The 15,784-nt window shown below is 68.7% G+C and carries 23 protein-coding genes; 22 read left to right on the top strand and 1 reads right to left on the bottom strand.

The window, feature by feature from the left end:
• Nucleotides 1-2: 2 nt before the first annotated feature.
• The 20 genes from rplN to ACI2K6_RS14625 all read left to right on the top strand — a co-directional run bounded on the left by rplN (nt 3) and on the right by ACI2K6_RS14625 (nt 12,026).
• Entirely contained in the window at nt 3-371 is a 369-nt protein-coding gene (gene rplN, locus ACI2K6_RS14720; protein ID WP_023954050.1) for a 50S ribosomal protein L14, read from the top strand.
• A gap of 2 nt (nt 372-373) precedes the next feature.
• Nucleotides 374-733 (top strand): 50S ribosomal protein L24, encoded by a 360-nt coding sequence (rplX, locus tag ACI2K6_RS14715; protein ID WP_112617789.1) that lies wholly within the window; start codon nt 374-376, stop codon nt 731-733.
• A gap of 2 nt (nt 734-735) precedes the next feature.
• The gene (rplE, locus tag ACI2K6_RS14710; RefSeq protein WP_112617790.1) at nt 736-1,326 is read left to right on the top strand and encodes a 50S ribosomal protein L5; all 591 of its coding nucleotides are present in this window, start codon (nt 736-738) and stop codon (nt 1,324-1,326) included.
• A gap of 133 nt (nt 1,327-1,459) precedes the next feature.
• Nucleotides 1,460-1,858, top strand: coding sequence for a 30S ribosomal protein S8 (rpsH, locus tag ACI2K6_RS14705; protein WP_112617791.1), 399 nt, complete (start codon nt 1,460-1,462; stop codon nt 1,856-1,858).
• Nucleotides 1,859-1,862: 4 nt separating this feature from the next.
• A complete protein-coding gene (rplF, locus tag ACI2K6_RS14700) occupies nt 1,863-2,399 on the top strand; it encodes a 50S ribosomal protein L6 (RefSeq protein ID WP_112617792.1) in 537 nt (178 codons plus the stop codon).
• A 2-nt stretch (nt 2,400-2,401) separates the two neighbouring features.
• On the top strand, nt 2,402-2,761 hold the full coding sequence (gene rplR / locus ACI2K6_RS14695) for a 50S ribosomal protein L18 (protein WP_404568927.1): 360 nt from the start codon (nt 2,402-2,404) through the stop codon (nt 2,759-2,761).
• Nucleotides 2,758-3,456: a 30S ribosomal protein S5 gene (gene rpsE, locus ACI2K6_RS14690; protein WP_023954060.1), complete on the top strand. Its 699-nt coding sequence runs from the start codon at nt 2,758-2,760 to the stop codon at nt 3,454-3,456. The genes rplR and rpsE overlap by 4 nt, the downstream gene beginning before the upstream one ends.
• Complete coding sequence (rpmD, locus tag ACI2K6_RS14685) at nt 3,456-3,641, top strand: 50S ribosomal protein L30 (RefSeq protein WP_023954062.1); 186 nt, start codon at nt 3,456-3,458, stop codon at nt 3,639-3,641. The genes rpsE and rpmD overlap by 1 nt, the downstream gene beginning before the upstream one ends.
• A complete protein-coding gene (rplO, locus tag ACI2K6_RS14680) occupies nt 3,641-4,132 on the top strand; it encodes a 50S ribosomal protein L15 (protein ID WP_181574259.1) in 492 nt (163 codons plus the stop codon). Before rpmD ends, rplO begins: the two co-directional genes overlap by 1 nt.
• A 131-nt stretch (nt 4,133-4,263) precedes the next feature.
• Nucleotides 4,264-5,589 carry a preprotein translocase subunit SecY gene (gene secY, locus ACI2K6_RS14675; RefSeq protein WP_112617794.1) on the top strand — a complete coding sequence of 442 codons (1,326 nt, stop codon included), beginning with the start codon at nt 4,264-4,266 and terminating at the stop codon, nt 5,587-5,589.
• On the top strand, nt 5,586-6,173 hold the full coding sequence (locus ACI2K6_RS14670) for an adenylate kinase (protein WP_114588836.1): 588 nt from the start codon (nt 5,586-5,588) through the stop codon (nt 6,171-6,173). Before secY ends, ACI2K6_RS14670 begins: the two co-directional genes overlap by 4 nt.
• On the top strand, nt 6,170-7,003 hold the full coding sequence (gene map, locus ACI2K6_RS14665) for a type I methionyl aminopeptidase (RefSeq protein WP_274179220.1): 834 nt from the start codon (nt 6,170-6,172) through the stop codon (nt 7,001-7,003). Before ACI2K6_RS14670 ends, map begins: the two co-directional genes overlap by 4 nt.
• An 11-nt stretch (nt 7,004-7,014) precedes the next feature.
• Nucleotides 7,015-7,701 (top strand): thioredoxin domain-containing protein, encoded by a 687-nt coding sequence (locus ACI2K6_RS14660; protein ID WP_112617796.1) that lies wholly within the window; start codon nt 7,015-7,017, stop codon nt 7,699-7,701.
• Between the two features lie 156 nt (nt 7,702-7,857).
• Nucleotides 7,858-8,079, top strand: coding sequence for a translation initiation factor IF-1 (infA, locus tag ACI2K6_RS14655; protein WP_017201569.1), 222 nt, complete (start codon nt 7,858-7,860; stop codon nt 8,077-8,079).
• A 76-nt stretch (nt 8,080-8,155) separates the two neighbouring features.
• Nucleotides 8,156-8,272 (top strand): 50S ribosomal protein L36, encoded by a 117-nt coding sequence (gene rpmJ / locus ACI2K6_RS14650; protein ID WP_005050492.1) that lies wholly within the window; start codon nt 8,156-8,158, stop codon nt 8,270-8,272.
• Nucleotides 8,273-8,428: 156 nt separating this feature from the next.
• Entirely contained in the window at nt 8,429-8,803 is a 375-nt protein-coding gene (rpsM, locus tag ACI2K6_RS14645; protein WP_023954076.1) for a 30S ribosomal protein S13, read from the top strand.
• Between the two features lie 34 nt (nt 8,804-8,837).
• The gene (gene rpsK, locus ACI2K6_RS14640; RefSeq protein ID WP_023954078.1) at nt 8,838-9,236 is read left to right on the top strand and encodes a 30S ribosomal protein S11; all 399 of its coding nucleotides are present in this window, start codon (nt 8,838-8,840) and stop codon (nt 9,234-9,236) included.
• A 122-nt stretch (nt 9,237-9,358) separates the two neighbouring features.
• Nucleotides 9,359-10,348 carry a DNA-directed RNA polymerase subunit alpha gene (locus ACI2K6_RS14635; protein WP_023954080.1) on the top strand — a complete coding sequence of 330 codons (990 nt, stop codon included), beginning with the start codon at nt 9,359-9,361 and terminating at the stop codon, nt 10,346-10,348.
• Between the two features lie 29 nt (nt 10,349-10,377).
• A complete protein-coding gene (rplQ, locus tag ACI2K6_RS14630; protein ID WP_282501553.1) occupies nt 10,378-10,953 on the top strand; it encodes a 50S ribosomal protein L17 in 576 nt (191 codons plus the stop codon).
• Between the two features lie 71 nt (nt 10,954-11,024).
• Nucleotides 11,025-12,026, top strand: a complete 1,002-nt coding sequence (locus tag ACI2K6_RS14625) for a GNAT family N-acetyltransferase (protein ID WP_282501552.1) — start codon at nt 11,025-11,027, stop codon at nt 12,024-12,026.
• Here the strand turns inward: ACI2K6_RS14625 and ACI2K6_RS14620 are convergent.
• Entirely contained in the window at nt 12,020-13,894 is a 1,875-nt protein-coding gene (locus tag ACI2K6_RS14620; RefSeq protein ID WP_404568926.1) for an acyltransferase family protein, read from the bottom strand. The two genes, ACI2K6_RS14625 and ACI2K6_RS14620, sit on opposite strands and share 7 nt — an antisense overlap.
• A 137-nt stretch (nt 13,895-14,031) precedes the next feature.
• Here ACI2K6_RS14620 and ACI2K6_RS14615 point away from each other — a divergent pair, with 137 nt between their 5' ends.
• Both ACI2K6_RS14615 and truA read left to right on the top strand, forming a co-directional pair.
• Nucleotides 14,032-14,916 carry a PfkB family carbohydrate kinase gene (locus ACI2K6_RS14615; protein WP_282501550.1) on the top strand — a complete coding sequence of 295 codons (885 nt, stop codon included), beginning with the start codon at nt 14,032-14,034 and terminating at the stop codon, nt 14,914-14,916.
• A gap of 4 nt (nt 14,917-14,920) precedes the next feature.
• Nucleotides 14,921-15,754: a tRNA pseudouridine(38-40) synthase TruA gene (gene truA / locus ACI2K6_RS14610; protein ID WP_282501549.1), complete on the top strand. Its 834-nt coding sequence runs from the start codon at nt 14,921-14,923 to the stop codon at nt 15,752-15,754.
• Nucleotides 15,755-15,784 lie beyond the last annotated feature (30 nt).

Raw genomic sequence — 15,784 nt, 5'->3', positions numbered from 1 at the left:
TCATGATTCAGACCGAATCCCGCCTCAAGGTCGCCGACAACACCGGCGCCAAGGAGCTGCTCACCATCCGCGTGCTCGGCGGCTCCGCCCGCCGGTACGCCGGACTGGGCGACATCATCGTCGCCACCGTCAAGGACGCGATCCCCGGTGGCAACGTCAAGAAGGGTGATGTCGTCAAGGCCGTCATCGTCCGCACCGTCAAGCAGACGCGCCGTCCCGACGGCTCGTACATCAAGTTCGACGAGAACGCCGCCGTCATCCTGAAGAACGACGGGGAGCCCCGTGGCACCCGCATCTTCGGACCGGTCGGTCGTGAGCTTCGCGACAAGAAGTTCATGAAGATCGTCTCGCTCGCCCCGGAGGTCATCTGATCATGGCGAACATCAAGAAGGGTGACCTGGTTCAGGTCATCACGGGCGCCAAGCCCGAGCGCGGCGGCGACCGTGGCAAGCAGGGCAAGGTCCTCGAGGTCCTCGTCGAGCAGAACCGCGTCATCGTCGAGGGCGTGAACTACGTCACCAAGCACACCCGCGTCGGCCAGACGCAGCGTGGCACTAAGACGGGCGGCATCGAGACCTTCGAGGCCCCCATCCACATCTCGAACGTCCAGGTCGTCGACCCCGAGACGAAGAAGCCGACCCGCGTCGGCCACCGCGTCGAGGAGAAGACGAAGGACGGCGTGAAGCGCACCGTCCGCGTGCGTTACGCGAAGAAGAGCGGCAAGGACCTCTGAATATGAGCAGCACCACTGCCGCGGCGGCTGGCAAGATCCAGCCCCGCCTGAAGCAGAAGTACCAGAGCGAGATCAAGAAGGCTCTGCAGGAAGAGTTCGGCTACGCCAACGTCATGCAGATCCCCGGTCTCGTGAAGGTCGTCGTGAACACCGGTGTCGGCGAGGCAGCTCGCGACAGCAAGGTGATCGACGGCGCCGTGGACGACCTGACGAAGATCACGGGTCAGAAGCCGATCGTCACGAAGGCCCGCAAGTCCATCGCGCAGTTCAAGCTGCGCGAGGGTCAGGCCATCGGTGCGCACGTCACCCTCCGCGGTGACCGTGCGTGGGAGTTCATCGACCGTCTCGTGAACCTCGCGCTGCCCCGCATCCGCGACTTCCGCGGTCTGTCGCCCAAGCAGTTCGACGGTCACGGCAACTACACCTTCGGTCTGCAGGAGCAGGCGGTCTTCCACGAGATCAACCAGGACCGGATCGACCGCGTCCGTGGTTTCGACATCACGATCGTCACCACGGCGAAGTCGGATGACGAGGGACGCTCGCTGCTCCGCCAGCTCGGCTTCCCGTTCAAGTCGGACGACGCCCAGGCGTAATCCGGTACAATCGATCGTTCGGCCTCGGGGCATGCTCCGGGGCCGAACGACTGCACAACTGAATATGGACATTCATCGAAGGTCGCCTGTCGTGTAACGGCAGTCGAAACCTCATGATCGAAGGAACACACCTATGACGATGACAGACCCGGTCGCAGATATGCTGACCCGTCTGCGCAACGCGAACTCGGCGCACCACGACTCCGTGTCGCTGCCGAGCTCGAAGCTCAAGACCAACATCGCCGAGATCCTCAAGCAGGAGGGCTACATCTCCGGCTGGGAGGTCACCGATGCCCGCGTCGGCCAGACCCTCACCATGACGCTGAAGTACGGCCCCAACCGCGAGCGGTCGATCGCCGGCATCAAGCGCGTCTCCAAGCCCGGTCTCCGCGTGTACGCGAAGTCGACCGAGCTGCCCACGGTCCTCGGTGGCCTGGGTGTCGCGATTCTGTCCACCTCCTCTGGCCTCCTCACGGACCGCCAGGCCGACTCGAAGGGCGTCGGCGGGGAAGTCCTCGCCTACGTGTGGTGATCTGATGTCGCGTATTGGACGTCTCCCCATCGACATCCCTGCCGGTGTGACCGTCGAGGTCACCGGACAGGACGTCCTCGTCACGGGCCCCAAGGGCGAGCTGCGACTGACCGTCGCCAAGCCCATCGAGGCCAAGGTCGAGGAGAACCAGGTTCTCGTCACCCGTCCGGATGACGAGCGCGAGTCGCGTGCCCTGCACGGCCTGACCCGCACCCTGATCAACAACAACATCATCGGCGTGACCCAGGGCTACACCAAGGGTCTCGAGGTCGTCGGCACCGGTTACCGCGTCGCTCAGAAGGGCTCGTCCGTCGAGTTCGCTCTCGGCTTCTCGCACCCCGTCACCGTCGAGGCACCCGCCGGCATCACCCTGACCGTCGAGGGCAACAACAAGCTCACGGTCAGCGGCATCGACAAGCAGGCGGTCGGCGAGACCGCGGCCAACATCCGCAAGATCCGCAAGCCCGAGCCCTACAAGGGCAAGGGTGTGCGGTACGCGGGCGAGGTCGTCCGCCGCAAGGCCGGAAAGGCTGGTAAGTAAGCATGGCTGTGAAGAGCAAGTCCGACGCGCGCGCGCGTCGTCACGCCCGCCTTCGCAAGAAGATCGTGGGCACCGAGGCCCGGCCGCGCCTGGTCGTGACCCGCTCGGCCCGCCACGTCTTCGTGCAGCTCGTCGACGACGCCAAGGGTCACACCGTGGCTTCGGCGTCGACCCTCGAGGCCGACCTGCGCACGTTCGACGGTGACAAGACCGCCAAGGCCCGCAAGGTCGGCGAGCTCGTCGCCGCGCGCGCCAAGGCCGCCGGCGTCGAAGACGTCGTGTTCGACCGCGGTGGCAACCGCTACGCGGGCCGTGTCGCAGCGATCGCCGACGGCGCTCGCGAGGGAGGTCTGAACCTGTGAGCGATGCAGTGACCAACAACAACGGAGAGAACCCTGTGACCGAACAGGCTACGACCGAGCAGGCCGCAGGCACGGCTCCCGTCGAGCGCGAGGCCCGCGAGCCCCGCCGCGGCAGCCGCGAGCGCAGCAACAACCGCGACCGCGGTTCGCGCGACGCCGACAAGAGCCAGTTCCTGGAGCGCGTCGTCACCATCAACCGCGTGTCGAAGGTCGTCAAGGGTGGTCGTCGCTTCAGCTTCACCGCTCTCGTCGTCGTCGGCGACGGCAACGGGCTGGTCGGCGTCGGCTACGGCAAGGCGCGTGAGGTCCCCCTCGCCATCTCGAAGGGTGTCGAAGAGGCCAAGCGCAACTTCTTCCGCGTTCCCCGCACCGGCTCGACCATCCCGCACCCCGTGCAGGGTGAGGCAGCCGCCGGCGTGGTGCTCCTGCGCCCCGCTGCCGCCGGTACCGGTGTTATCGCCGGTGGTCCCGTCCGCGCCGTGCTCGAGTGCGCCGGTATCCACGACGTCCTGTCGAAGTCGCTCGGCTCGTCGAACACGATCAACATCGTGCACGCGACCGTCGAGGCACTGAAGCAGCTCGAGGAGCCCCGTGCGGTCGCCGCACGCCGTGGCCTGGACTTCGACCAGGTCGCACCGGCTCGCCTCGTGCGCGCTGAGGCCGAGGCGAACGCCGCACAGAAGGTAGGTGCCTGATGGCCGCTCGACTGAAGGTCACCCAGGTCAAGTCCAAGGTGAGCGAGAAGCAGAACCAGCGCGACACGCTGCGTTCGCTGGGTCTCAAGCGGATCGGCGACTCGGTCGTCCGTCCCGACGACGCGCAGACGCGCGGCTACGTCAAGACCGTCGCGCACCTCGTGAAGGTTGAGGAGATCGACTGATGGCTGAGAAGAAGGACGACAAGAAGGCGAAGGCCGAGACCACGGCCGCTCGCCCCGGTGTGCTGAAGGTCCACCACCTGCGTCCCGTGCCCGGATCCAACACGGCGAAGACCCGTGTCGGCCGCGGTGAGGGCTCGAAGGGTAAGACCGCGGGCCGCGGAACCAAGGGTCAGAAGGCCCGGTACCAGGTCAAGGCGGGCTTCGAGGGTGGCCAGATGCCGCTCCACATGCGCACCCCCAAGCTGCGCGGGTTCAAGAACCCGTTCCGCGTCGAGTACCAGGTCGTGAACCTGGACAAGCTCGCGGAGCTCTACCCGCAGGGCGGTGACGTCACCATCACCGACCTGGTCGCGAAGGGTGCCGTCCGCAAGAACGAGAAGGTCAAGGTGCTCGGCACCGGCGACATCTCGGTGGCGCTGAACGTGTCGGTCGATAAGGTCTCGGGCTCTGCCGAGCAGAAGATCGTCGCGGCCGGCGGGTCCATCAAGTAATTCGCCAGCGAGGGCCGGAGTTCGCTCCGGCCCTCGCTTCGTCGTATCCGAGGCGCGCCTGTGAACGGCCTGGGATACCCTGGTTGACGGTGTCTTCCCGAGACGCCGCCCATCCCTTGGGAGGAATCCACTTGTTCAGCGCCATAGCGCGGGTTTTCCGCACTCCGGATCTCCGGCGGAAGATCGGCTTCACCCTGGCGATCATCGCCATCTACCGCCTGGGCGCGCACGTGCCGACGCCGTTCGTGAACTTCCCGAACGTGCAGAGCTGTCTCGACCAGAGCGGCACCGCGCAGGGCCTGCTCTCGCTCGTGAACCTGTTCTCGGGCGGCGCCCTGCTGCAGCTGTCGATCTTCGCGCTCGGCGTCATGCCGTACATCACCGCGACGATCATCGTGCAGCTGCTGCGCGTGGTCATCCCGCACTTCGAGACCCTCTACAAGGAGGGTCAGTCCGGCCAGGCGAAGCTCACGCAGTACACCCGCTACCTGACCATCGCGCTGGCGCTGCTGCAGTCCACGACGCTCGTCACGGTGGCCCGTTCGGGTCAGCTGATCCCGGTGACCGGTGTTCCCGAGTGCGCTCAGCTCGTGACCTCGGAGGCCTGGTACGCCCAGCTCCTGATGATCATCACGATGACCGCCGGCACCGGCCTGATCATGTGGTTCGCCGAGCTCGTCACCGAGCGCGGCGTCGGCAACGGCATGTCGATCCTCATCTTCACCTCGATCGCCGCCACGTTCCCCGCGGCCCTCTGGTCGATCGCGATCGCCCGCGGCTTCGAGATCTTCCTGCTCGTGCTCGCGGTGGGCATCGCCGTCGTCGCCCTCGTCGTCTTCGTCGAGCAGTCGCAGCGGCGCATCCCGGTCCAGTACGCCAAGCGCATGGTGGGCCGGCGCACGTACGGCGGCACGAACACGTACATTCCCATCAAGGTCAACATGGCGGGTGTCGTCCCGGTCATCTTCGCGTCGTCGCTGCTGTACATCCCCGCGCTGATCGCGCAGTTCAACCAGAACCCGGATGCCGACGGCAACGTGCCCGGCTGGGTGGCGTGGATCCAGCAGTACTTCACGACCGGCGACAGCCCGCTGTACATGGCGGTCTACTTCCTGCTGATCATCGGCTTCACCTACTTCTACGTGGCCATCACGTTCAACCCGGTCGACGTCGCGGACAACATGAAGAAGTACGGCGGGTTCATCCCCGGCATCCGTGCCGGCCGGCCCACCGCGGAGTACCTCGACTACGTCCTCACCCGCATCACCGCTCCCGGCTCGATCTACCTGGGTCTCATCGCCCTGCTTCCGCTGATCGCGCTCGCGACGGTCGGTGCCAACCAGAACTTCCCGTTCGGCGGCGCCTCGATCCTCATCATCGTCGGTGTCGGACTCGAGACGGTGAAGCAGATCGACGCGCAGCTCCAGCAGCGCCACTACGAAGGGCTGCTGCGATGACGGCTGCACGTCTGCTGATCGTCGGGCCCCAGGGCTCGGGCAAGGGCACTCAGGGAGTGCGCATCGCCGAGGCGCTGGGCATCCCCGCCGTCTCGACGGGCGACGTCTTCCGGGCGAACGTCAAGGAGGGCACCGAGCTCGGCCAGCAGGTCAAGGCGATCATCGACGCCGGCGACCTGGTTCCCGACGAGCTGACGAGCGCGATCGTGCGCGACCGGCTGGAGCAGGCCGACGCTGCCGGCGGCTTCCTGCTCGACGGGTACCCGCGCAACCTGGCTCAGGTCCGCGATCTCGACGGTTTCCTCCAGGGCCGCGGCGAAGAGCTGACGGCCGTGATCGAGCTCGTCGTCCCCCGCGAGGAGTCCATCGCGCGACTCTCCAAGCGTGCGGCCGAGCAGGGTCGCGACGACGACAACGAGGAGTCGATCGCCAAGCGCCTCTCGATCTACGAGAACGAGACCGCCCCGATCCTCGACGTCTTCCGCGAGCGCGGGATCGTCGATCAGATCGACGGTGTCGGCTCGCTCGACGAGATCACCGAGCGGATCACCGCGGCTCTGACGGCCCGCGGCATCACAGCGTGATCGGTCGCCGCTCCATCTACAAGTCGCCCGCCCAGCTGCAGGCGATGGTCGAGCCCGGCCTGATCACGGCCGCGGCCCTGCAGGCGGTGCGCGACCACGTCGCGCCCGGCGTGACGACGCTCGAGCTCGATGCCATCGCCGCGGACGTGATCCGCTCACGCGGTGCCGAGTCGAACTTCCAGCTCGTCCGGGGCTACCGCCACACCGTGTGCGCGTCGGTCAACGAGCAGGTCGTGCACGGCATCCCGAACTCGCGTCCGCTGGAGCCGGGCGACATCCTCTCGATCGACGCCGGCGCGCAGTTCCGCGGCTGGAACGGCGACTCGGCGTTCACGATCGTCATCCCCGATCCCGAGCGACCGGAGCTCGTCGCGTCGCGCGAGCGGCTGTCGCAGGTCACCGAGGAATCGCTGTGGGCCGGCATCGCCGCCATGGCCAACGCCAAGCGCATCGGCGAGATCGGTGACGCGATCCAAACCTCGATCGAGGCGTCCGGCGAGCAGTACGGCATCCTGCGCGACTACGTCGGGCACGGCATCGGCCGCAAGATGCACGAAGCGCCCTCGGTCTTCAACTACCGCGTGGCCGACCTGGGCCCCGAGGTGAAGCCCGGTCTCGTGCTCGCGATCGAGCCGATGGTCGTAGCCGGCTCGGAGGAGACGTTCACCGAGGACGACGACTGGACGGTCTCGACGATCGACGGCTCGGACGGCTCCCATTGGGAACATAGCGTCGCGGTGCATGATGGGGGCATCTGGGTTCTCACGGCGCCCGACGGTGGCGCCGCGGGGCTCGCCCCGTATGGAATCGTGCCGACGGAAATCGGCTGAGGAGAGAAGTGATGGCTACTGCGGCGACGGGCAAGACCAACTGGTTCGCGATCTGGGTGTCGACGGCCGTGGTGGTCGTGGTGGCCCTCATCGTCGCGCTGGTCGTGTGGATGAACAACAGCGCGACTGACCCCGGCACCCCGCCCACGGGGTCGGGCATCGAGCAGGAGACCGGCGCCGTCGTCGTCGGAGACGGCTCGCAGACGCTCGACACGTACGTCGACTTCATGTGCCCGATCTGCGGTCAGTTCGAGACGACCTACGGACCCGAGATCCTCGATCTCGTGAACGACGGAACGATCACCCTCAAGATCCACCCGATCTCGATCCTCGACCGTGCGTCGCAGGGCACCGAGTACTCGACGCGTTCGGCCAATGCGATGTACTGCGTCGCCGAGGCCGACCCCGACGCCGCCGTCCCGTTCATGCAGGCCCTCTTCGAGCAGCAGCCCGCCGAGCAGTCGACGGGTCTCACCGACGAGCAGCTCCTGCAGATCGCATCCGATGCGGGGGTGACGGGCATCGACTCGTGCGTCACCGATCGCACCTACGAGTCCTACGTCGCCGCGAAGACCAAGGAGACGCCGCTCCAGCCCGGATCGGACCGCGTCGGAACGCCGACGATCGCCGTCAACGGCGAGACGATCTCGAACAGCACGATCCCGGCACGCGGCTCGTTCGCCACGCTCTTCAACTGAGCGGAGCGGGGCGACGCGCCGTGCGAGATACGGCGAGTTGCTCGAGCGTGCGGTAGCGCGTATGCTTGCTCTTTGGTGCGTTGCGCCTCTCTTGGCGTGTCACCGAAAATCCCATCCAACGCAGACCGACCGGCCTGCACAACTGTAAGCGAGCGTATGGCGAAGAAAGACGGTGTCATCGAGATCGAGGGCGTGATCTCCGAGGCTCTGCCCAACGCGATGTTCCGCGTCGAGCTCAGCAACGGACACAAGGTCCTCGCAACGATCTCGGGCAAGATGCGGCAGAACTACATCCGCATCATCCCCGAAGACCGCGTGGTCGTGGAGCTCAGCCCCTACGACCTGACCCGCGGTCGCATCGTCTACCGCTACCGCTGAGCCCAGCGCACGCCGGTCGAGAAGTAACGCCCCGGAGCCCCTGCTCCGTCGGCGAAGACAGCGAATCAGGAACATCATGAAGGTCAACCCCTCCGTCAAGCCCATCTGCGACCACTGCAAGGTCATCCGTCGCCACGGTCGCGTCATGGTCATCTGCAAGTCGAACCCGCGTCACAAGCAGCGCCAGGGCTGATCGGATGCCGCGTCCGCGCGGCACCCGGTACGACGACAACTCAATACACCTCAGGCAGATCAGAACCCGCGCGGCGCAGCCGGCGGGGGACACCTCGGGACGAAGGCCCGAGCACCGATCCTGCTCCACACCTTCGATTACTCCTAGGAGAACCGCATGGCACGTCTTGCCGGCGTTGACATCCCGCGCGACAAGCGCGTGGTGATCGCCCTCACGTACATCTACGGCGTGGGCCGTACCCGCTCGAACGAGATCCTCGCAGCGACGGAGATCGACGAGAACATCCGCGTCAAGGACCTCACCGACGACCAGCTCGTCGCGCTCCGCGACTACATCGAGGGCAACTACAAGGTGGAGGGTGACCTGCGCCGCGAGGTCGCCGCCGACATCCGCCGCAAGGTCGAGATCGGTTCCTACGAGGGTCTGCGCCACCGCCGTGGCCTGCCCGTGCGCGGTCAGCGCACCAAGACCAACGCGCGTACGCGCAAGGGTCCCAAGCGCACCGTCGCCGGCAAGAAGAAGGCGCGCTAAGGCGCGGCCCCCACAGGTTTAGGAGAACACGCACATGGCACAGGCCAAGTCCGCAGCGCGCAAGCCGCGCCGCAAGGAGAAGAAGAACATCGCGCTGGGCCACGCCCACATCAAGTCGACGTTCAACAACACGATCGTCTCGATCACCGACCCGTCGGGCGCCGTCATCAGCTGGGCCTCCTCGGGTGGCGTCGGCTTCAAGGGCTCGCGCAAGTCGACCCCCTACGCCGCCGGCATGGCCGCCGAGTCCGCTGCGCGCCAGGCGCAGGAGCACGGCGTCAAGAAGGTCGACGTCTTCGTCAAGGGCCCCGGTTCGGGCCGCGAGACCGCGATCCGCTCGCTGACGGCCGCCGGCCTCGAGGTGGGGTCCATCCAGGACGTCACGCCGCAGGCCCACAACGGCTGCCGTCCCCCCAAGCGCCGCCGCGTCTGAGCTGACACGGATCCGGATGCCGCATCGCGCGGCATCCGGACTTCCGTCGTTTCCTTGAAAACTCAACACCTCACTGAATTGCACGTGTCATATAGCGGTCACGTGATCGAAAGGAACACATAGTGCTCATCGCACAGCGTCCCACTCTGACCGAGGAGAAGATCGGCGAGTTCCGCAGCCGGTTCGTCGTCGAGCCGCTCGAGCCCGGCTTCGGCTACACCATCGGCAACGCGCTGCGCCGCAGCCTGCTGTCGTCCATCCCGGGTGCCGCCGTCACCAGCATCCGCTTCGACGGTGTGCTGCACGAGTTCAGCACAATTCCGGGTGTGAAGGAGGATGTCACCGAGATCATCCTCAACATCAAGCAGCTGGTCGTCTCGTCCGAGCGCGACGAGCCCATCACGGCGTACCTGCGCAAGACCGGTGCCGGTGAGGTCACGGCCGCCGACATCTCGGCTCCCGCCGGTGTCGAGGTGCACAACCCCGACCTGGTCATCGCGACGCTCAACGACAGCGCGAAGTTCGAGCTCGAGCTCGTCATCGAGCGCGGTCGCGGCTACGTCTCCGCGACCCAGAACCGCAACGAGTACGCCGAGGCCGGTCAGATCCCGATCGACTCGATCTACTCGCCCGTGCTCAAGGTCAGCTACCGCGTCGAGGCCACCCGTGCCGGTGAGCGCACCGACTTCGACAAGCTCGTCCTCGACGTCGAGTCGAAGGCGTCCATCTCGCCGCGCGACGCCGTCGCTTCGGCCGGTCGTACGCTCGTCGAGCTGTTCGGTCTCGCCCGCGAGCTGAACGTCGAGGCCGAGGGCATCGAGATCGGCCCCGCGCCGGTCGCCGAGGTTCTCACCAACGAGCTGTCGATGCCGATCGAGGACCTCGACCTGTCGGTCCGCTCGTACAACTGCCTCAAGCGCGAGGGCATCAACACGGTGTCCGAGCTGGTCGCCCTCTCGGAGACCCAGCTCATGAACATCCGCAACTTCGGTCAGAAGTCGGTCGATGAGGTGCGCGACAAGCTCGTCTCGCTCGGCCTGTCGCTGAAGGACTCGGTTCCCGGGTTCGACGGTGCGCACTTCTACGGCGGATACGACGACGAGAACCTCTGAGCCCCCCTTTCTTCCTGGAGTAATCAAAAATGCCTAAGCCCACCAAGGGTCCCCGCCTCGGAGGCGGCCCCGCACACGAGCGCCTGCTTCTCGCGAACCTCGCCGCGGCCCTGTTCACCCACAAGTCGATCACCACGACCGAGACCAAGGCCAAGCGCCTGCGTCCGTACGCCGAGCGTCTGGTGACTTTCGCGAAGCGCGGCGACCTGCACGCCCGCCGTCGCGTCGCGTCGGTCATCGGCGACAAGAGCGTCGTTCACGAGCTCTTCGCCGAGATCGCTCCGCTCGTCGCCGAGCGCGAGGGTGGCTACACGCGTATCACCAAGATCGGCAACCGCAAGGGCGACAACGCTCCCATGGCTGTCATCGAGCTCGTGCTCGAGCCGGTGAACCCGAAGCCGAAGTCGGCCAAGAAGTCGGCTGCTGCCGCTCCGGCCGCCGCCGAGGAGGCTCCGGTCGAGGAGGCTCCCGTCGAGGAGACCACCGAGGCTCCCGCCGACGACGCCGCGACCGACGCCGGCGCCGAGTCGCCGGAGGAGGGCGCAGCCGCTGAGGCTGCCGCCGAGGACGCCGCTGAGGCTCCCGCCGAGGACGACAAGAAGTAACAGCGCTTCGCGCTGACATCGGGCCCGCACTCTCTTCGGAGGGTGCGGGCCCGATGTGCAAGGGTGGAAGGGTGAGCACGCCGAACGCACCGACCTGCCCCGCCGTCGCGCACTGGCGCACGGCGACCCGCGACGACATCGACGTCATCCACGGCGTGCTGGTGGCCGCCGACCGGGTGGACCACCCGACATGGACGACTCCGCGCGAGGACGTCGCCGAGACGTTCGAGCTGTCGCACGTCGACCATGAACGCGACACGTTGATCGCGTTCGATGAGACCGGCGAGGCGCTCGCGGTCGGTACCGTCACCCTGCATCCCTCGCGCGAGGAGCACCTGCACATCTACCTCACCGGCGCGGTGCGGCCCGACCGGCGCGGCCGCGGGATCGGCACCGCGCTCTTCGGATGGCAGCACGAACGCGCCGAGGAGCAGCTGCGCGAGGCGGCGGCAGCGGATGCCGCGGCGGCGAGCCTGCCCGCCGAGATCCAGGTGTACGCGTCGGAGAAGGACACGGCTCTCGAGCGCATCGCCGAATCGCTCGGCTACCGCACCGAGCGCTGGTTCTCGACGATGCACCGCGACCTGTCCGAACCGATCGCCGAGGTGACGACGCCGGACGGCATCGAGCTGGTGCCGTTCTCGTCCGATCGTGCCGAGGACGCGCGGCTGGCGCGCAACGACGCGTTCCGCGACCACTGGGGCAGCCTGCCGAGCCCGCCGGAGCGTTGGCAGCAGTTCATCGGCGGTCCGTTCCTGCGGCCCGATCTGTGCACCCTGGCCCTCGACGGCGGCGAGATCGTCGCGTTCTGCCTGGCTTCCGTGAACGAGGGCGACTTCGCCGTCCTCGGCCCCAACGCGTACATCGACCTCGTCGGCGTGGTCCGGTCGCACCGCAGGCGCGGGCTGGCGCCGGCGGTGATCTCGCGGTCGCTCGCTGCAATGCGGGAAGCGGGCCTCGGCATGACGGTACTCGACGTCGACACCGAGAGCCCGACGGGCGCCAACGCGCTCTACGGCGGTCTCGGGTTCACGCCGTACGAGCGCGACCGGGTGCTCGTCCGCCGCTACTGATCCTCGGCGCGGCCGAACAGTTCGAGCAGGGTCGTGCGGGTCTGCTCGGCGGCCCACTGTGCCGCCGCGAGCTGGGTCGCGGCACCGTCAACCGCGCGCTTCACCGTGCGCGCGTAGATGTCGCCGCCGGCTGACTCGGGGTGGATCTGATCGCCGGCGAGCAGATCGTCGTGCCCGGAGATCGCCTGCGACCAGTCGGCGACGGCGACGCGAGGGTGCGACGCCGCGAACGCCGTGAGGTCGCTGTTGACGCCGGGAATCCAGTCCCGCGGCCCGTACGCACTCACCAGGATGACGTAGCGATCGGGGCCGGCGGCGTCGACGATGCTCTGCAGCGCCTCGGTCGAGACCGGGCCGTTCGTGCCGAGGCCGACCACGACATACTCGCGCAGTTCGCCCGAGGCGGCCAGACCGTCGATGATCCGCGCCCCGGCCCACAGCGATCGCGACACCTCGGCGTCGACCTCGATACCCGGCATCGCCTGGAGGAGCCCGGGGGCGGAGGCGAGCATGACCGAGTCGCCGACGGCACTCACGCGGGTGCCGTCGACCGTCTGCGCCCCCGGCGCGGGCGCCGGTGTCGGCAGCCGCCGCGCCTGCTCCAGGGCATCGCGACCGGCGTCCACCGCGCTCTGGCTCGTCGTGGTGCGCGGCGCCGCGGCCACCGCCGCCGTCGTGCCGCCGAGGGCGAGCGCGGCGACGAGGGCGACCGCCAGCGTCGCGGCGCGCCGCGACGGGCGCGCGCGCAGCCCGTGGCGGGCCAGGGCGAGCGCACCTCGGAATCCGTGGCGGCGGACGGGCTGCTCGAGCCAGCGGTACGACCCGGCCGCCAGCACGACCGAAGCCAGCGCCACGCCCGCGCCCGCCAGGACCGGGACGCCCGTCTCGGGGCCCGCGCCGGTGAGCTGGAACGACAGCAGCACGAGGAGGGGCCAGTGCCACAGGTACACCGCGTACGACCGTTCGCCGAGCCACCGCAGCGGGGCGATGTCGAGCGCGCGACCGAACCACGAGCCCGGCCACGCCGCGATCAGCAGCACGACGGCGGTGAGGAGCGACGCGGCGAGGCTCGAGGCCGGGAACGTGATCGCCTCGCCGCCGCCCACGGCTGCGGCGGCCACGATGCCCGCGGTCGCGAGCGCTCCGACGATCACGCCCCACACGGGTCCGACGCCGGCGACCGACGACCTCCTGACGACGAGGCCGTGGAGGGCGAACGCGACGGCGACGCCGGTCAGGAGCCCGAAGGCGTGCGTGTCGGTGCCGAAATAGACGCGAGTGAGGTCGGCGCCCGCGGTGACGCTCGTGAACGCCCACGCGGCCGACAGTGCCGCGAGCCCGAGCGCTGCCGCGGCGCGAGAGCGGCGGCCGGGAAGCAGGAGGAAGAGCGGCAGCAGGAGCGGCCAGAGCAGGTAGAACTGCTCCTCGACCGCGAGCGACCACAGGTTGCGGAAGATCTCGGGGTCGGCCGCGGAGAAGTAGGTGCCGCCGTCGGCCATCGACACCCAGTTGTACGAGAACGCGGCCGCCCCCAGCACCTGGAGGCCCATGTCGACGAGGACGTCGCCGCCGACCAGCCAGGCCAGCGAGGCGCTCACGGTGACGACGGCCGCGAGGGCGGGCAGCAGGCGCCGCGCGCGCCTCGCCCAGAAGCGTCGCAGCCGGATCCGCCCCTCGCGTGCACGTTCGCGCAGGAGGAGCGTCGTGATGAGGAAGCCGGAGATGACGAAGAACACGTCGACGCCGACGTAGCCGCTCCGCAGGAAGGCGTCGGGGAAGAGGTGGTACACGACGACGAGCACCACGGCGACGGCGCGCAGGCCGTCGAGTCCCGCGATGCGGGCGCGCGGAAGAGGCGGAGGAGTCATACGGCTGTGTCCGGGGTCGTCGGGGGGGGACGGGCGGCGGCAGCCTCCCAGTGTAGAGCGGGTGCCTGAGGGTGATGTGGTAGACCGGAGGAGAGGCGCGGATCCCGCGCGGACCGTGTCGTGAGAACAGGTGGAACATGGGCGCTCCCGAGGTGCTGGTGCTGGGTGAGGCATTGGTCGACATCGTCGAGACCGACGATGGTGTGACCGAGCACGTCGGCGGCAGCCCGGCGAACGTGGCGGTGGGCGTCGCCCGACTCGGCGTCCCCGCCCGGTTGGCGACGCGGCTCGGACGCGACGAGCGCGGTGAGCGGGTCGCCCGCCACGTGAGCGAGGCCGGCGCCGTGATCGCCGAGGCGTCGTGGACCGACGCCGCCACCGACACGGCGCGCGCCCGCATCCGCCCCGATGGCTCGGCGGAGTACACGTTCGAGGTCGCCGGCGTCGTCGAGCCCGCTCCCCGTGGCGATGCCGTCCTCGTGCACACCGGATCGATCGCGCTGTTCCTCGACCCGGGCGGAGAGACCTGTCTCGCGGCCCTCGAGTCGGCCCGTGGTCACGCCGTCGTCACGGTCGACCCGAACATCCGTCCGGCGCTCGTCGGCTCGCGCGAGAGCGCGCACGCGCGCTTCGCGCGTGCGGCCGCCGCGGCCGACCTCGTGAAGCTCAGCGACGAGGATGCCGCGTGGCTCTGGCCCGGCGCCGACTCGCGGACGGTGCTCGAGACCATCGCCGACCTCGGCGCCTCGGCGGTCGTCATGACCCGCGGGGGAGAGGGAGCGATCGGGCGGGCGCCCGACGGTGCGATCGTCGAGGTCGCCGGGGTCGCCGTGACCGTGGCCGACACGATCGGCGCGGGCGACTCGTTCATGGCGAGCCTCATCGTCACCCTCGTCGAAAGCGGCACGCCGGCCCACGGCGAAGCGCTCGCGCAGGCGATGCGGACCGCTGCGCGCGCCGCGGCGATCACGGTGTCGCGGCCGGGGGCGAACCCGCCCTCGCGCGCAGAGCTGGAAGACTGATCGGGTGCGCCTGAGACTGGACATCGCCTACGACGGATCGGGTTTCTCGGGGTGGGCGCGCCAGCCCGGTCTGCGCACCGTGCAGGGGTCGATCGAGGCCGCCGTCAGCCGGGTCCTCGGCGGCGATGCTCAGCTCGTCGTGGCCGGGCGCACCGATGCCGGTGTCCACGCGTCGGGCCAGGTGGCGCACCTCGACCTGAGCGAGGCGCAGGCCGCGAGACTGCAACGCGGACGCGACCCCGAACCGGCCGCCCTCGCCGGGCGGCTGAACGGCGTGCTCGGACGCTACGCAGACGTGCACGTGCGGGCGACGTCGGAAGCACCCGCCGGTTTCGATGCGCGGTTCTCGGCGGTCTGGCGACGGTACGCCTATCGGGTCGCCGACCGGACGACCGGATACGACCCGCTCGAGCGCTTCCGCACGACGTTCGTGCCCGTCGCTCTCGACAACGCGTCGATGGATGCCGCAGCCCGCAGCCTCACCGGGCTGCACGACTTCGCGTCCTACTGCAAGCCGCGCCCCGAGGCGACGACGATCCGCACGCTGCTCGAGTTCGACTGGCGGCGCGACGAGAGCGGCGTGCTGGTCGCGAACGTCAAGGCCGACGCGTTCTGCCACAGCATGGTCCGCGCGCTCGTCGGAGCCTGCGTCGCGGTCGGCGAGGGGCGGCTGGACATCGAGGATGTGGCGGCGCTGCGCGACGAGCGTCACCGCACCAGCGCCTTCGCGGTGCTCGCCGCTCGCGGGCTCACCCTCACCGAGGTCGGGTACCCCGCCGACGACCTCCTCGCGGCGCGGGCGGAGCAGACCCGCGCCCGCCGCGCAACAGACACCTGACCGAAAGGAAGCGGGCGTAGCCTGGCGGCA

It is taken from the genome of Microbacterium sp. NPDC006705 (genome assembly GCF_044903545.1).
GTDB lineage: Bacteria > Actinomycetota > Actinomycetes > Actinomycetales > Microbacteriaceae > Microbacterium > Microbacterium plantarum.
This window is presented reverse-complemented; position numbering and strand designations above follow the sequence as displayed.

Bases quoted from the DNA above. Each gene is read 5' to 3' on its own strand.
- rpmJ (WP_005050492.1), top strand. From the start codon at position 8,156: ATGAAGGTCAACCCCTCCGTCAAGCCCATCTGCGACCACTGCAAGGTC.
- rplE (WP_112617790.1), top strand. From the start codon at position 736: ATGAGCAGCACCACTGCCGCGGCGGCTGGCAAGATCCAGCCCCGCCTG.
- rplR (WP_404568927.1), top strand. From the start codon at position 2,402: ATGGCTGTGAAGAGCAAGTCCGACGCGCGCGCGCGTCGTCACGCCCGC.
- rplO (WP_181574259.1), top strand. From the start codon at position 3,641: ATGGCTGAGAAGAAGGACGACAAGAAGGCGAAGGCCGAGACCACGGCC.
- rplX (WP_112617789.1), top strand. From the start codon at position 374: ATGGCGAACATCAAGAAGGGTGACCTGGTTCAGGTCATCACGGGCGCC.
- ACI2K6_RS14670 (WP_114588836.1), top strand. From the start codon at position 5,586: ATGACGGCTGCACGTCTGCTGATCGTCGGGCCCCAGGGCTCGGGCAAG.
- ACI2K6_RS14660 (WP_112617796.1), top strand. From the start codon at position 7,015: ATGGCTACTGCGGCGACGGGCAAGACCAACTGGTTCGCGATCTGGGTG.
- ACI2K6_RS14620 (WP_404568926.1), bottom strand. From the start codon at position 13,894: ATGACTCCTCCGCCTCTTCCGCGCGCCCGCATCGCGGGACTCGACGGC.
- rplN (WP_023954050.1), top strand. From the start codon at position 3: ATGATTCAGACCGAATCCCGCCTCAAGGTCGCCGACAACACCGGCGCC.
- rpsH (WP_112617791.1), top strand. From the start codon at position 1,460: ATGACGATGACAGACCCGGTCGCAGATATGCTGACCCGTCTGCGCAAC.
- rpmD (WP_023954062.1), top strand. From the start codon at position 3,456: ATGGCCGCTCGACTGAAGGTCACCCAGGTCAAGTCCAAGGTGAGCGAG.
- rpsK (WP_023954078.1), top strand. From the start codon at position 8,838: ATGGCACAGGCCAAGTCCGCAGCGCGCAAGCCGCGCCGCAAGGAGAAG.
- ACI2K6_RS14615 (WP_282501550.1), top strand. From the start codon at position 14,032: ATGGGCGCTCCCGAGGTGCTGGTGCTGGGTGAGGCATTGGTCGACATC.
- rplQ (WP_282501553.1), top strand. From the start codon at position 10,378: ATGCCTAAGCCCACCAAGGGTCCCCGCCTCGGAGGCGGCCCCGCACAC.
- rpsM (WP_023954076.1), top strand. From the start codon at position 8,429: ATGGCACGTCTTGCCGGCGTTGACATCCCGCGCGACAAGCGCGTGGTG.
- rplF (WP_112617792.1), top strand. From the start codon at position 1,863: ATGTCGCGTATTGGACGTCTCCCCATCGACATCCCTGCCGGTGTGACC.
- infA (WP_017201569.1), top strand. From the start codon at position 7,858: ATGGCGAAGAAAGACGGTGTCATCGAGATCGAGGGCGTGATCTCCGAG.